We start from the raw sequence: 14077 nt of genomic DNA, 5'->3' as shown, positions 1-14077 counted from the left end.
GCCGGGCCACGAACACCGGGGAGGACCGTTGAAAGAGGTGGGCGATTGGGGTTTCGGGGACGCGGTTTCGATAGGACGCGACCGGGGGCAGATCGGTGTTGGGCGGATCTTTGCGGCGGGGGGCGGCTAGACGGAAACCGTTGGCGGGGCGACTATGTCGATGACCTCGAGGAGGGCGCCGCGGGCCATGCGGCGGGGTTGGGGGTCGAACTCACCGAGGGCGGTGACCACCGCGCCGTCGACGACCGCGACCACTCGGCGGAGCTGTTCGGCACGGACCACTCGGTCGGAGCGGCGCAGGACGTCGGCGAGCAGTTCGTCGAGCTGGGCGCGTAGTCGTAGCTGCACATCGCGTAGTTCGGGATGGCGGGCCGAGGCCACCGAACGCTCGTATCGGGCGATGAGCTGGCCGCGGGCGTCCTCGTCCTGGGTCTCGGGGCCGACCAGGAGATCCAGCACCAGATCGACCGTGGCCTCCGCGCCGCGGCGGCGGTGGTTCACCTCGCCGAGTCGGCGGCGCATGGCATCGAGTTCGGCGTTGCCGGAGAACTCGACCGCGCGCGCGATCAGATCCTCGAGCGATTCGAAGTAGTAGGTGGTCGATGCCAGGGGCAGATCGGCCCGGGTCGCTACCGAGCGGTGCCGGACCGCTTCGAAGCCGCCCTCGAGCAGCAGCTCGGCGGCGGCTGAAACCAGCATCTGGCGACGCCGTTCGCCTTTCGGAGTCGTCGCAGTGGTCACCGTGCAATCGTGCCAGTCATCAGCCTGGCTCGTGGGCGAGTCCGACAGAACCAGTCGGAGAAATGTCTTGGCAGTTCACGCTATATACCGTTCCAACCGGTCCAGTGCCTCTTCGATATCGGCACTCGCGCCCGCGAAGGAGAAGCGCACCATGTGTAAACCGTTGCGGGTGTCGAAGTCGATGCCGGGCGCGAGCGCGACTCCGGTCCGGTCCAGCACCTCGGTGCACCAGCCCATCGAATCCTGGGTCAGGTGAGCGATATTCGCGTATGCGTAGAACGCGCCGTCCGCCGGAGCGAGGTCGGTGATACCCAGTTTGGGCAGGCCCGACAGCAGCAGCTGACGGTTTGCCGCATACCGCTGCACATGTGCGTCGAGTTCCTGTTTGGCCTCCGCGCCGAACGCGTGCACCGCCGCGAATTGCGAGATGGCCGGCGGGCAGACCGTCATGTTCGAGGCGAGCCGCTGCAGGGCCGGGCGCAGCGAACGCGGCACCAGCATCCAGCCCAGCCGCCAGCCGGTCATGGAGAAGTACTTCGACACCGATCCGATGACCACCGACTCGCGGGAGGTCTCCCACGCCGAGGCGGTCGGCTCGGTGTCCCCGGACAGACCGGTGTCGTAGACGATGCCGTGATAGATCTCGTCCGAGATGAGCAGCGTGCCGTGCGCGTCGCACCAGCGGGCCAGCGCCGCGAGCTCCTCGGGCGCGATCATGGTCCCCGTCGGATTGGCCGGGCTCGCCACGATCAATCCGGCGGGCGGCTCCGGCAGCGCCTCGAGCATGGCCACGGTCGGCTGGAATCGGGTCTCGGGGCCGCAGTCCAGCTCCACCACGTCGCAGCCCAGCGCCGTGAGGGTGTTCCGGTACGCCGGGTAGCCCGGCCGGGCCACCACCACGGTGTCCCCGGCGTCGAACGCGGCCAGGAACAACAGCGTGAACGCACCCGAGGAACCGGTGGTCACGACCACGTCCTCCGCGTCCACCTCGACCCCGTAGGTGTCCCGGTGATGACCCGCGATCGCCTCCCGCAGCGCCAGAATCCCGAATGTCTCGGTGTACCCGAGCAATTCGGAGTCCATGGCCGCTTTGGTGGCCCGCAGCACCGCCCGGGGCGCGGGAGTGGAGGGCTGGCCCGCGGCCAGCACCAGCACATCCCCATGGGTCCGCGCCCGTTCAGCTGCTGCTTTCCAGACATCCATCACGTAAAAAGGTGGAATGGCCGACCGGCGAGATTCGATACGCACCCGACAGACGGTAGAGCACCCACTCCCCCGCCTGTCCCGTAATGGCCGCCGGAATGCCTGAGGGAGACTCTGTGCCAGGGGGAAAATCCAGAACCGGCGCGACGCCGGCGCCACCGAACCGATCCACTCCGGGAGCCGAAACGACAACGCCAGACACCAACGGCCACACCCCGCCGACAATGCCGTCCGCCCCGCCCACGACCCGCGAAACGGGCCGCAACGGCAGCAGACCGGACGACAGATCCGACACGCCCGAAGCAAATACCCATTCGGCCACGAAATCCAGACCCGGAACCGCCCCGAGAACCGACGGCCTCGAACATCGGGAACCGGAGCGCCCGGCCGATTCCGAGCCGGGCGAATCCGCGGCCGCGAGCGATACCGATCCGGCGGTCAGCCCCGCGGTCGGCAACCTGGACAACGTCAAACGTGACATGCCGACAGCAGACTCGGCTGATATCGAACGGAATATCGAATCGGCGGCCCTTCCCGCGATCGACTCGGCCGAGGACCTCGAACACGAAGTGCCGATAGCGGTTTCGGCCGACAGCGGGCGGAGCACGGACACGGCCGAATCGGCCGGCGAGCCCGGCGCGGGCCTCGCGGAGGCTCCGGACTCCGGCTCGACCGCTTCGAGAACAAAGCAGGGGTTTCGGGTCGGGGATCGGTTCGTGCCGGGGGTGCGGACGGTAGGCGGACCCGGGAGTGAACCGGATCGGGCGCGGGAGCGCGCCGGACGCGTCCTCACGGGAGCGCGGGACGGGATGGCCTCGGTGCGGGAGCGGATTCCCGGGGCGAAGCAGCGCGGGATCGAGCTGTGGGGGCGGCGGCCTCGGACGCGGGGAGAGTTCGAGGAGCTGGTCGCGAAGGGCAAGGGGGAGGTTCGGCGGCAGGCGCCGGTGGTGCGGGCCTGGACCGTCAAGCATCGGGTGCTGATCGGCGGCATGGTGGCCGTGGTGGCGTTCGCGGGGGCGGACAGCGCGATCGGGCTGGTTCCGATCGACGCTCCCGCGGAACCCGGTGTGGCACTACGGGTTCCGGTGGCCTATCCGCTACAGGTGCAGACTTCGGCCGAATCGGCCAAACGCTATCTGGATGCCATCAGCAACGGTGAGCGGCTGCGCGAATCGGCCGTGGTGGCGGCCGCCGCGCGCGCGACCCTCGAACGCGCCAAGGCCGAGGCCGCGGCGGCGGTCGCCGGTGAGCCTCAGCCGTGGATGGTGAGCCCCGCACCCGAGGGAACCCTGCCACCCGGATTCGTGCTGCCGGGAGTCGGCGGGTTCGCGCTGCCCGCGAAGGGCGCGTTCACCTCCGGATTCGGCTCGCGCTGGGGCACTTTCCACGCGGGCATCGATATCGCGGCCCCGATCGGCTCACCGATCTACGCGGTCGCGGCGGGCACCGTGATCGACGCGGGTCCGGCCCAGGGTTTCGGCCTGTGGGTGCGCATCCGCCACGACGACGGCACCATCTCCGTCTACGGGCACATGTACGACTTCTCGGTGTCGGTGGGCGAACGCGTCCCGGCCGGCCTGCAGATCGCCCGCATCGGCAACCGCGGCGACTCCACCGGCCCGCACCTGCATTTCGAGATCGTCATCAACGGCCAGCACGTGGACCCGCAAGCCTGGCTGGCCCAGCGCGGCATCGGCCTGACCTGACCCAGCGAACCGGACCCGCCCCGCCCCACTGCCCTCCGGACCGGCTCGTTGGATCCGGTCTCGGCGGGCCGGGGCCGTCGGGTCCGGGTCGTTGAGTCCCGGTCGTCCGGTTGGAGTCGTTGAGCCCCGGTCGTGGGTCCCGGGTCGTCGGGCTCGGGTCGTCCGGTCCCGGTCGTTGAGTCCCGGTCGTCCGGTCGGAGTCGTCGAGCCCCGGTCGTGGGTCCCGGTCGTGGGTCCCGGTCGCCCGGTCCGGGCCGTCGGGTCCGGGGCCGTCGGGCTGGACATAATCCGGTACGGCCGCCCGCTCGACCACACAGGTCCACCCGTCGATGCGAAGAACGCCCGCCCCCGAGTTCGACTCGGGGGCGGGCGTTCTCGCGTGTTCTCGAGTCAGACTGCGGCGGGGATGGTGATGCGGCCTTCTTCGGCGGCGAGGCCGATATCGCTGCGGAAGTGTCCGCCGGGGAGCTTGATGCCCGAGAGCCGGGCGTAGGCGTTGGCCCGCGCCTCGGCGAGATCCGCGCCCTGGCCGACCACCGACAGCACGCGGCCGCCGGCGGAGACGAGCGCGCCGTCCTCACGCTGCGCCGTTCCCGCGTGCAGCACCTCGGATTCGGTTCCGGTGCCGGTGGATTCGGCCCCGGAGATGATGTCCCCGCTGCGCGGACGCCCCGGGTAGTTCTCGGCGGCCAGCACCACGGTGACGGCGGAGCCGTCCTTCCAGCGGGGCGCGGCGACCTGGTCGAGGGTGCCGGTGGCCGTGGCGTACAGCAGTTCCGCGAGCGGGCTGTCCAGCATGGCCAGCACGGCCTGGGTCTCGGGATCGCCGAAGCGGCAATTGAATTCGACCACGGCCGGTCCGCCCTGACCGATGGCCAGGCCCGCGTACAGCAGGCCGCTGAACGGCACGCCGCGGGCAACCATCTCCGCCGCAACGGGTTTCACCACGTCCTCGACGATCGCGGTGAGCGTCTGCTCCGGCAGCCACGGCAGCGGCGTGTACGCGCCCATGCCGCCGGTATTGGGTCCGGTGTCCCCGTCCCCGACCCGCTTGTGGTCCTGGGCGGGCAGCAGCGCCACCACGTTCTCACCGTCCACGAGGCAGAACAGCGACACCTCGGGCCCGTCCAGGAAGGACTCGAGCAGCACCGGATGCCCGTTCTCGAGCAGTTCGGCGGCATGTTCACGCGCCACCGAGCGATCGGGGCTCACCACCACGCCCTTGCCGGCGGCCAGCCCGTCGTCCTTCACGACCCAGGTGGGCCCGAACCGGTCCAGCGCGGCGTCCAACTCACCCGGATGATCGACGATCTCGCTGTGCGCGGTGCGCACGCCCGCGACCTTCATGACGTCCTTGGCGAACGCCTTGGACCCCTCGATCCGCGCGGCCGAGGCCGAGGGCCCGAATGCCGGGATGCCCGCCGCGCGCACCGCGTCGGCGACGCCGAGCACCAGCGGCACCTCGGGCCCGATCACCACGAGGTCGGCTGCCAGCTCCTGCGCCAGGGCGACCACCTCCTCACCGGAGGACGCGTTCACCGCCCGCACGTCCACATGCTGGGCGATGCCGGCGTTGCCGGGCGCGACGGTCACCTCGGTCACTGCCGGGTCCTTGCGCAGGGCAAGGGCGAGGGCATGTTCACGGGCTCCGGAACCGATGACGAGTACGCGCACGGCAGACAGCTTAGAACCGACCGCGCCGCTGAACAGCAGGGGGATGATGGTCGATGAGGGCGCTCACCCCGAATCGACCACGAGGACATATCTGCGATGGGCTTGATCGACGGAATCATGGGCAATGCGGGACGCATCGATCCCGCCGCCGCACAACAGGAATACGGCAGACTACTAGGCCAGGGTGAGCAGGTCCACGCCGCGTACCTGCTGGTTCGCGATGCTCTGCTGTTCACCGACAGGCGGCTGATCCTGGTCGACAAACAGGGCATCACGGGCCGCAAGGTGAGCTATCACAGCATCCCCTACCGGGCGATCACGCACTTCTCGGTGGAGACCGCCGGCACCTTCGATCTGGACGCCGAACTCATGATCTGGGTCTCGGGTTCGCACGATCCGATCTCCAAGCGCTTCAACCGCCAGGTCGACATCTACGAGGTGCAGGGCATCCTGTCGCACTTCGTCGCAGTATGACCCGGCAGCACTTCGTCGCGGTGCCTGCGTTTCGCACTTCGTCGCGGTGCCGCCGCAACACCGATCCACCACGCGTAATCTCCGGGGCATGGCTTCCGTTTTCTCCGCAATCATCAACGGCCAGCTGCCTGGCCGGTTCGTCTGGGAGGACGACGAGTTCGTCGCCTTCCTGACCATTTCCCCGGTGACGCAGGGGCACACGCTGGTGGTGCCGCGCAAGGAGATCGATCAGTGGCAGGACCTGGATCCGGAGACCTTCGCCCGGATGACCGCCCTGTCGCAGAAGATCGGCCGGGCGCTGCGGGCCGCGTGGGAGGCTCCGCGCGCGGGCCTGCTCATCGCGGGCCTGGAGGTGCCGCATCTGCACATCCACGTCTTCCCGGCGTTCGAGCTCGGTGACTTCGACATCACCGGCGCGGACCCGGAGCCCAGCAAGGAGTCGCTGGACGAGGCCCAGGCCAAGATCAAGCAGGCGTTGCGCGATCTGGGTTACGGGGCGAACGTCCCCGACTGATTTCCCGACCGGCCTCAGATTCGATCGACTCAGGACAGGTCGGTGTCGGGCTGATCGAGCTCGACCCGATCCGCCTCGTCCCGCTCGTCCTCCGACTGCTCCCCGCCGCGCGGCAGCCGCACGGCGAAGGTGGTTCCCGCTCCGGGCTCGCTGGTCACCGACACCACACCGTCGTGTGCGGCGACCAGCGCCTGGACGATCGAAAGTCCCAGTCCCGTACCGCCGCTCCCCCGGCTGCGTGAGGCGTCGGTGCGATAGAACCGTTCGAAGACCCGCTCGGCCTGCTCCGGTTCCAGCCCCGGCCCGGTGTCCTGCACCTCGAGCAGCACCGCGTCGGAGGCGGGTGTGAGTCGCACCGTGACCGCCGCTTCGGGCGGTGTGTGCACCAGTGCGTTGTTGATCAGATTGGCCAGCACCTGCCGCAGCCTGGCCTGGTCCCCCGGCACCTCCAGGGTGCCCGTCCCGGCACAGATCTCCAGGTCGATCTGCCGCGTCGGCGCCTCGGGATGCTGCACCGCGGCGAGCGCGCGCGCACTGTGCACGGCATCGCTGGCCAGCATGAGCAGATCCACCGACCGTCGTTCGAAGGGCCGCTGCTCGTCCATCCGGGCCAGCATGAGCAGGTCCTCGACCAGCAGTCCCATCCGCTTGGATTCGCGCTCGATCCGATCCATCAGGATCTCCGGATCGGTGATGGCGCCCTGGCGATAGAGCTCCGAGAAGCCCTTGATGGTGGTCAGCGGCGTGCGCAGCTCATGGCTCGCGTCCGCGACGAACCGCCGCATCTTGGCTTCCGAGCGCCGCGCGGCCTCCTCCGAACCCTCGGTCGCGGCGAAGGCCTGCTGGATCTGGGTGAGCATGATGTTGAGCGACTGCGAGAGCCGATCCACCTCGGTATCGCTGCCGCGCACCGGAACTCGCTGATGCAGGTCACCGCCCGCGATGGCGGCGGCGGTGCGCTCCACCCCCTCCAGCGGGCGCAGACTGCGCCGGATCACGAAACGCGCTCCCACAGCCAGGGTTCCGAGGATGAGCAGTCCGAAAACGGTCTGCAGCAGGATGAGACGGTCGAGGTAGGACTGGGTCTCGTCCATCGGAATCGCCACCGTGCTGGTGCCGTCCGGGTTGACCTCGCGCACGATCCGCCACTGCTTGCCCGAGTCGTCGGCCGAGCCGACGGTGATCGGATGCTTGCCGAGGTCCTCCGGCACGTCCGGCAGGGTCGAGCCGGGATCGAGTTCCTGCACCACCCGCCCACTCGAATCCTGTACGCGCACATAGAAACGCGCCGGCGGACCCTCCTTGCCCGGATTGGTCAGCTTGGGCCGGGATCGCCCCGGGGCCGCCCAGCTGTGCGAGGCCTCGAAGAGCTGCTGATCGAGGCGCTGGGTCAGCACGTTGTTCATCAGCGAGGTCACCACGATCCCGGACAGCAGCAGCGCGAACGCCACCAGCGCCACCAGCGCGACCGTCAGCGTGGTCCGAAGCGGTACCGCCGCAAGCCGATTCGAGACGCGGCCGCGCAGCGTCCGGGCGACCTCCGCCGTGTTCACTTCGCGATCGATTTCCGATTGGGTTCGCGCATCACATAACCGACCCCGCGCAGGGTGTGGATCAACCGGTCCGGACCGGTGTCGACCTTCTTGCGCAGGTACGACACGTACGTCTCGACCACCCCGACCTCGCCGCCGAAGTCGTACCGCCACACGTGATCCAGAATCCGCGGCTTGCTCAGCACCGTGCCCGCGTTGACCAGGAAGTACCGCAGCAGCGTGAACTCGGTCGGCGAGAGCGGCACCGGCTCCCCGGCCTTCCACACCTCGTGGGTGTCGTCGTCCAGCTCGATATCGGCGAATCGCAGCCGCGAGGATTTGGTCTCCACCACCGCGCGCCCCGCCCGGCGCAGCACCACCCGCAGCCGGGCCACCACCTCTTCCAGGCTGAACGGCTTGGTGACGTAGTCGTCCGCCCCGAGCGTGAGCCCGGTGACCTTGTCGCTGACCTCGTCCCGAGCGGTCAGGAACAGCACGGGCGCGTCGATTCCGTCCGCGCGCAGCCGCCGCAGCAGTCCGAACCCGTCCATCCCCGGCATCATCACGTCCACGATCAGCGCGTCCGGCCGGAACGTGCGGGCCCGATCCAGCCCCTCGGTCCCGCTGGCCGCACTCGCCACCTCGAATCCCTGATACCGAAGACTGACCGAGAGCAACTCCACGATCATCGGCTCATCGTCGACGACGAGGACCTTCGCCTCCGGTTCGACATCCTGCCCGGGCACACCTGTCATGACCCCATACTGCTGCCACTGCTCGCGAGTTCTCTGAACCTCGGCTGGGAGTTTCCTGGGAACGCCGCCGGGAGGGCTCGGCGTTCACCGGCAGGCGCGCACGCGAGCGTCAGCCGACCCGAGCGGCCGAGTCCGCCGGATACAACACGCGCGACACCGCGCGGGCGGCGGCGAGCACCAGCGGCGCGACCCGCTCGGGCTGCGCGGTCCGGGCGTCGCCGCACAGCGAGATGGCGGCGGCCGGTCCGTCCTCGTCGCGCACCGCCGCGCCGACCCAGGCGAACCCGTTCGGTGCGTCGTCCCGGTCGAACGCCAGCCCGCCGCGCCTGCGGATCCGGTCGAGTTCGTAATGCAGACAGGACAATTCCTCGGTCGAGTAGTCGCGCGAGGTGCGCGCGTAGAGATCGTCGACCACCTCCGGGGTCAGCCAGGCGAGCATCGATCGCCCGCCGGCGGTGGTGTGCGCGCCCGCGCGCCCGCCGACCCGGGTCGGCACCCGGGTGGCGTGCCGGCCGCCGACCTTGTCGAGATACTCGCTCTCACCGTCCACGAGCACGTTCAGGTGCGCCACCAGGCCCGTGCGCAGGTGCAGCGTGTGCAGCACGGGGGCCGCCGCCTTGCGGATCTCGCCGCGCCCGTCGTCGCCGCCGATGCCCAGCGCGCGCCGTCCCAGCCGATACCCGCGCGCGGCGTGCTCGATCCAGTGCAACTGCAGCATCTGCCCGAGAATGCGGTAGACGGTGGAGCGCGGCAATCGGGTCCGGCCCACGATCTCGTCGAGCGAGAGCTGCGACGTCCGACCGTCGAAGGTGTCGAGGATCAGGGTCATCCGCTCGACCATCGAAGGTGGCAGCGGGCGCTCACCGACCGCTTTTCCCGAATCAATGATAGTCATCGACCGCTCCAAATACGCTGTTCACCGACTGGTTCCAGTCGAGAACTGAAATTCATTCTTGTCCGACAGTAACACGCGCACCGAGGTGGTCGCGCGAGTTCGCGGACGACCTCTCCGAGGCCCCGGCCCGTCGGCGGCCGACCTCGGATGCGTTGGCGCGCAAGGCCACCGGACACACGGTGCGCTGGAGATCACTCGGCGATCGGCGCCGGGAAGCGCTCCGGCCATTCCGCGAGCAGCAGGTCGCACGCCACTCGCAGATCCTGTTCCGCGTCGGGAAGGGTGATGCGCCCGTTCAGGCAGGACTGGATGATGCCGAAGGACGCGTGGATGAGCACCCGCACCAGCATCGCGTCGCGTTCGGTGACCTGCTCGATCCCGGCGGCCTGGTAGAGCAGTTGCCGGAAATGGCGTTCGACCCGCGCGGTGTCGGGGACCACGGCGGCCTTGGCGGTGCTGTTGGACTGGATCATCGCCGAGGCCAGCAGCGGACGGCGCATCATCACCCGGACCACCCGCACCAGCGTCTCGTACACCGCGTCCGTGGCACTGGATTCCACCCGCGGCCGGCGCGCGAACCGCTCGAGCATCTGGTCGATCTGATCGAGCATGACCGCGACGAAAAGGTGTGTCTTGGAGGGAAAGTAGCGATACAGCGTCGCGACCGCGACGCCCGCGAGCTTGGCCACCTCGTTCATCTGGACGCGTTCGAGATCGTTCTCGGCGGCCAGGGTCGCGGCGGCCTCGATGATCCGGCCGAATCGAGCGCGCTGCTCGCTCGAACTCGGTTCCGCGGCATCGCGCACTTCGGCGATTCTCGGCATCGCTTCCCTCCCTCGGTCACCTCTGTGGCGGAGCTCGACTTTGTCAGACTCCCACCATGATCGATGAACTCCTGCCGTTGAGTGAGACCGGCGCCTCGGCCGGTTCAGCGAACAGGCTGTTCGGGGCGGAGCTCGCAACGGGTGCCGGTGTAGATGGTCGGCATGCACTCGTTGCAGTGTATGCACGCGGATCGGGTGGTGAGATCGGCTCGAATGCGCTGCAGGAGATCGGGTTCGCGCAGCAGCGCGCGGCCCATCGCGACGAACTCGAACCCCTCGTCCATGGCCAGGCGCATCGTGTCGTGATTGGTGATGCCGCCCAGCAGGATCAGCGGCATGGACAGTTCCCGGCGGAACTCACGGGCCCGTTCCAGCAGGTAGGCCTCCCGGTACGGGTACTCCTTGAGGAACGAGCCGCCGATCAACCGAAAACCCAGACGAGCCGGGAGCGGAAGGGCTTTCGCGAACGAGCGCCGAGGCGCGGTGCCGTGAAAGAGCAGCATCGGGTTGAGCAGTGAACTGCCCGCGGTCAGCTCGAGGGCGTCGAGTGCGCCGTCCTCCTGCAGCCAGGCCGCGATCTGCAGCGAGTCCCGCATCCTGAGCCCGCCCGAACTGCCGTCCTCCATACCGAGTTTCGCGGTGACGGCGATCCGGTCCCCCACCGCGTCCTTGACCGCACGGACGATCTCGCGGGCGAAGCGGGCGCGATTGAGGGTGGAGCCGCCGTAGTCGTCCTTGCGCCGGTTGAGCATCGGGCTCATGAACGCACTGGCCAGATAGTTGTGGCCGAGGTGGATCTCCACGGCGTCGAAGCCGGACCGTTCGGCCAGCCGGGCGGCCTCGGCGTGCGCGGCGACGAGCTCGCGGATATCGGCCCGATCGGGCACCTTGGTGAAGCGCATGCCCAGCGGATTGAACATCCGGCTGGGCGCGAACGCGGGCGCCCGATTGGACGCGGCATTGGCGACCGGTCCGGCATGGCCGATCTGCGCGCTCACCGCGGCGCCCTCGGCGTGCACCGCGTCGGTCAATTTCCGAAGTCCCGCAACGGCTTCGGGCCGCATCCAGATCTGATGCCGATCGGTGCGCCCACCCGGGGCCACCGCGCAGTAGGCGACGGTGGTCATGCCGACGCCGCCCGCCGCCACCTCCCGATGGAATTCGACGAGTTCGTCGGTGACCAGCGCCTCGGGCGTGCGGCCCTCGAAGGTCGCGGCCTTGATCACCCTGTTGCGCAAGGTGATCGGCCCGAGTGTCGCGGGAGCGAAGATGTCGGTCACTGCGATTCTCCTGTCGGGGCGGTGAGTCCGGCGACCACGAAATCGCGCAGGGTCGCCACCGCGCGCACGGACGGCTCCCGGTCCCGGGTGCTGCCGAATTGCGTGATGATCAGCTCGAACGCGAGCATCCACCGGCGGCCGGCCTCGGACTCGCCGACGCCGGGCAGCAGCCCCGCCCAGGAGTCCATCCGGAACCAGTGCTGCTGCCATACCGCGGCCTCGCGACGCATGACGAACCGCGCGAGCAGCCGCAGATGCAATCGCCCGACGGGATCGGCGGCCAGTTCCGTGAACGGCGTGAGGACCGCGTCCACCAGGTCGGCCACCGGCGCGGGCGCGGCGGTGAGCTCGGTGAGCTGGTCGAACCACACCGGACCGAGACGGTCCTCCAGGAGTGCGCCGACGAGCGCCTCCTTGGAACCGAAGTGATAGTGCACGGCGGCGGGGTTGGCTCCGGCCGCGGTGCAGATGCCGCGTACCGAGACCTCGTCGTACGGCTCGACCAGCAGCAATCGTTCGGCGGCGACCAGCAAGCGCTCACGGGTTCCCGCGGCGATCTTTTCGACCATGCCGAGTAGTGAACCAAATATCAATCAGTATTTCAATCATTGATTGAAACGGGCTGCCCCGGACATGAAAAACGGTCCCTGACCCGGTCTGTGACCGGATCAGGGACCGTTGTCCCCGAGCCCCCTGTCAGGATTGAACTGACGACCTTCGCTTTACAAGAGCGGTGCTCTACCACTGAGCTAAGGAGGCGGAAGCGGAGCAATCATAACCGGGTGAGTCGGCTGTGCGGAAAAGCCGACGTCCCCGGTCGAGGAGACAGTCAGGACTGGACTCCGGTGCGATCGTTCAACGCGCGTGGCGCCGTGCGACCGCAGCCGGAAACCGTTCCTGCGCAGTATCCGTAAGACCGCCTCGCGTCAGGACTGAGCCGCCTGACGGGCGGCATCGTCCGCCGCCATGGCATCTCGCAAGCTCTTGGGACGCATATCCGTCCAGTTCTTCTCGACGTACTCGACGCACGCGGCGCGCGAGTCCTCGCCGAAAACGACTCGCCACCCGGCCGGAACCTCGGCGAAGGCGGGCCACAGCGAATGCTGTTCCTCGTCGTTGACAAGGACGAAGAACCGGCCGTCTTCGTCATCGAAGGGATTGGTGCTCATTTCACCTCACTGGATACTGGCGCTGTGTACGGGAACGTTGACGGATCATTCCATGCTGCGCACCGCAGTAGTGGAACAAGCCCCCGACGTTGGTTCGACCCTAGCAAGGCAGGCGTTACGCCTGGGCGGTTACCTTCACCCTCCGAAGAATTCCAGCAGGATCTTGTTGACCGCCTCGGGTCGTTCCAGGTAGCCGAAGTGCCCGGCATCGGGAACTTCCTGGTAGCGAGCACCGGGAATAGTATCGGCGACCTCCCGCGAGAGGTACGGCGGGATCATTCGATCGTCCGCGAAGCCTACCGAAAGGCACGGCACGGTGATCGCGCGGTAGGCGGCCGTGCGGTCGAAGTCGTGGTCCATGCGCCGCTGAGCGCGCACGCCGGGCGAGGCGGGACCGCCGGTGAACTCGAACAGATCCAGCCAGTCACGTGCGGCGTTGCTGTCGGCCATGGTCGCGGGCGACAGGTTCATCAGGGCGGTCAGGGCGGCGTCGTACTTCGCGGGCAGCCGCACGCCGGTCTCGTCGAATTCGTGCTCGCCCACCGACAGCGTCTTCTGGAACTGGTCCAGGCGCGCGTGCCCGGCCAGGAAGGCGGCCTTGCGGACCAGATCCGGGCGCGCCAGCGCGAGTTCCTGCGCGACACGCGACCCCATGGACTGCCCGACCACCAGGACCGGTCCCTCGTCCAGGAATTCGATGAGCGCGGCGGTATCGCGCACCAGATCGTCGATGTGAATGCCCTGCGGGGATTCGAAGGACGGCGCGATGCCGCGATTGTCGAAGGTGCACACCCGGTACCCGGCGGCCACCAGCGCGGGAACCTGATGCAGTTCCCACACCCGGCCCGGGCTGCCGGTGCCCATGATCATGACCACCAGCGGCGCCGACCCCTTGACGTCGGTGCCCTTGGCCCGGTCACCCTTGACCTGGTAGTTGAGCGAGATTCCGTTCACCGTCGCCAACGGCATACGTGCGACCCCTTCATCCGTTCCAACGACTCGTGCTTGCGACCACCGTATCTGCAATCGACGCCATTGCGTTTCGGGCTCCTTTGCACCGAGTGCGCGGGCCCGATGGGTGCGACAGATACCATGGACCTCTCACGACCTGCAGACTTCCCCGAGAGGACATGATGATGGCCGCGAACAGCAGCGCCAAGGACATCGCGGACGACGAACTGGAACCGCTCGCCGACGAAACCGCTCGCCAGGCCCAGCGCGTCGTGGCCGCCTACGCGACCGATGCGGACGAGTGCCGCATGCTCTTGTCGATGCTGGGTGTCGCTCCGCTTACGCGAGGCGAATGACTC

16 protein-coding genes and 1 tRNA gene are annotated in these 14077 nt (G+C 68.5%); 4 read left to right on the top strand and 13 right to left on the bottom strand.

Annotated elements, in window-relative coordinates; translation table 11 throughout:
- Positions 1–126 precede the first annotated feature (126 nt).
- The 3 genes from NJ1_RS25650 to NJ1_RS39370 form a co-directional block, all read right to left on the bottom strand.
- Positions 127–741 carry a TetR/AcrR family transcriptional regulator gene (locus tag NJ1_RS25650; protein WP_067698792.1) on the bottom strand — a complete coding sequence of 205 codons (615 nt, stop codon included), beginning with the start codon at positions 739–741 and terminating at the stop codon, positions 127–129.
- A 75-nt stretch (positions 742–816) separates the two neighbouring features.
- Entirely contained in the window at positions 817–1989 is a 1173-nt protein-coding gene (locus tag NJ1_RS25645) for a pyridoxal phosphate-dependent aminotransferase (RefSeq protein WP_218025260.1), read from the bottom strand.
- Complete coding sequence (locus NJ1_RS39370) at positions 1919–2425, bottom strand: hypothetical protein (RefSeq protein WP_157574197.1); 507 nt, start codon at positions 2423–2425, stop codon at positions 1919–1921. The genes NJ1_RS25645 and NJ1_RS39370 overlap by 71 nt, the downstream gene beginning before the upstream one ends.
- A gap of 328 nt (positions 2426–2753) precedes the next feature.
- Here NJ1_RS39370 and NJ1_RS38375 point away from each other — a divergent pair, with 328 nt between their 5' ends.
- Positions 2754–3650, top strand: coding sequence for a M23 family metallopeptidase (locus NJ1_RS38375; protein ID WP_084478813.1), 897 nt, complete (start codon positions 2754–2756; stop codon positions 3648–3650).
- 390 nt (positions 3651–4040) lie between these two features.
- On the opposite strand, the gene purD is transcribed toward NJ1_RS38375, so the two are convergent.
- The gene (purD, locus tag NJ1_RS25635) at positions 4041–5324 is read right to left on the bottom strand and encodes a phosphoribosylamine--glycine ligase (protein WP_067698788.1); all 1284 of its coding nucleotides are present in this window, start codon (positions 5322–5324) and stop codon (positions 4041–4043) included.
- Between the two features lie 96 nt (positions 5325–5420).
- On the opposite strand from purD, the gene NJ1_RS25630 reads away from it, so the two are divergent.
- Both NJ1_RS25630 and NJ1_RS25625 read left to right on the top strand, forming a co-directional pair.
- The gene (locus NJ1_RS25630) at positions 5421–5798 is read left to right on the top strand and encodes a PH domain-containing protein (protein WP_067698786.1); all 378 of its coding nucleotides are present in this window, start codon (positions 5421–5423) and stop codon (positions 5796–5798) included.
- Between the two features lie 88 nt (positions 5799–5886).
- The gene (locus NJ1_RS25625) at positions 5887–6312 is read left to right on the top strand and encodes an HIT family protein (RefSeq protein ID WP_067698784.1); all 426 of its coding nucleotides are present in this window, start codon (positions 5887–5889) and stop codon (positions 6310–6312) included.
- Between the two features lie 29 nt (positions 6313–6341).
- Here the strand turns inward: NJ1_RS25625 and NJ1_RS25620 are convergent, their stop codons facing one another.
- The 9 genes from NJ1_RS25620 to NJ1_RS25580 all read right to left on the bottom strand — a co-directional run bounded on the left by NJ1_RS25620 (position 6342) and on the right by NJ1_RS25580 (position 13736).
- Positions 6342–7865, bottom strand: coding sequence for a sensor histidine kinase (locus tag NJ1_RS25620; protein WP_067698782.1), 1524 nt, complete (start codon positions 7863–7865; stop codon positions 6342–6344).
- Positions 7862–8599, bottom strand: a complete 738-nt coding sequence (locus NJ1_RS25615) for a response regulator transcription factor (RefSeq protein WP_067698780.1) — start codon at positions 8597–8599, stop codon at positions 7862–7864. Before NJ1_RS25615 ends, NJ1_RS25620 begins: the two co-directional genes overlap by 4 nt.
- A 109-nt stretch (positions 8600–8708) precedes the next feature.
- Positions 8709–9494 carry an IclR family transcriptional regulator gene (locus NJ1_RS25610; protein WP_084478799.1) on the bottom strand — a complete coding sequence of 262 codons (786 nt, stop codon included), beginning with the start codon at positions 9492–9494 and terminating at the stop codon, positions 8709–8711.
- 191 nt (positions 9495–9685) lie between these two features.
- Positions 9686–10318, bottom strand: a complete 633-nt coding sequence (locus NJ1_RS25605; protein ID WP_067698775.1) for a TetR/AcrR family transcriptional regulator — start codon at positions 10316–10318, stop codon at positions 9686–9688.
- Between the two features lie 104 nt (positions 10319–10422).
- Positions 10423–11598 (bottom strand): NADH:flavin oxidoreductase, encoded by a 1176-nt coding sequence (locus NJ1_RS25600; protein WP_067698774.1) that lies wholly within the window; start codon positions 11596–11598, stop codon positions 10423–10425.
- Positions 11595–12167, bottom strand: coding sequence for a TetR/AcrR family transcriptional regulator (locus NJ1_RS40260; protein WP_067698773.1), 573 nt, complete (start codon positions 12165–12167; stop codon positions 11595–11597). Before NJ1_RS40260 ends, NJ1_RS25600 begins: the two co-directional genes overlap by 4 nt.
- Positions 12168–12285: 118 nt before the next feature.
- Positions 12286–12357: transfer RNA gene (locus NJ1_RS25590), tRNA-Thr, on the bottom strand.
- A 167-nt stretch (positions 12358–12524) separates the two neighbouring features.
- Positions 12525–12767, bottom strand: coding sequence for an MbtH family protein (locus NJ1_RS25585; protein ID WP_019931522.1), 243 nt, complete (start codon positions 12765–12767; stop codon positions 12525–12527).
- Positions 12768–12902: 135 nt separating this feature from the next.
- A complete protein-coding gene (locus NJ1_RS25580; protein WP_067698771.1) occupies positions 12903–13736 on the bottom strand; it encodes an alpha/beta fold hydrolase in 834 nt (277 codons plus the stop codon).
- A gap of 167 nt (positions 13737–13903) precedes the next feature.
- On the opposite strand from NJ1_RS25580, the gene NJ1_RS39795 reads away from it, so the two are divergent.
- On the top strand, positions 13904–14074 hold the full coding sequence (locus NJ1_RS39795) for a hypothetical protein (protein ID WP_169813203.1): 171 nt from the start codon (positions 13904–13906) through the stop codon (positions 14072–14074).
- The last annotated feature ends 3 nt before the right edge of the window (positions 14075–14077 follow it).

The sequence above is a fragment of the Nocardia jejuensis NBRC 103114 genome, assembly GCF_001613145.1.
GTDB lineage: Bacteria > Actinomycetota > Actinomycetes > Mycobacteriales > Mycobacteriaceae > Nocardia > Nocardia jejuensis.
This window is presented reverse-complemented; position numbering and strand designations above follow the sequence as displayed.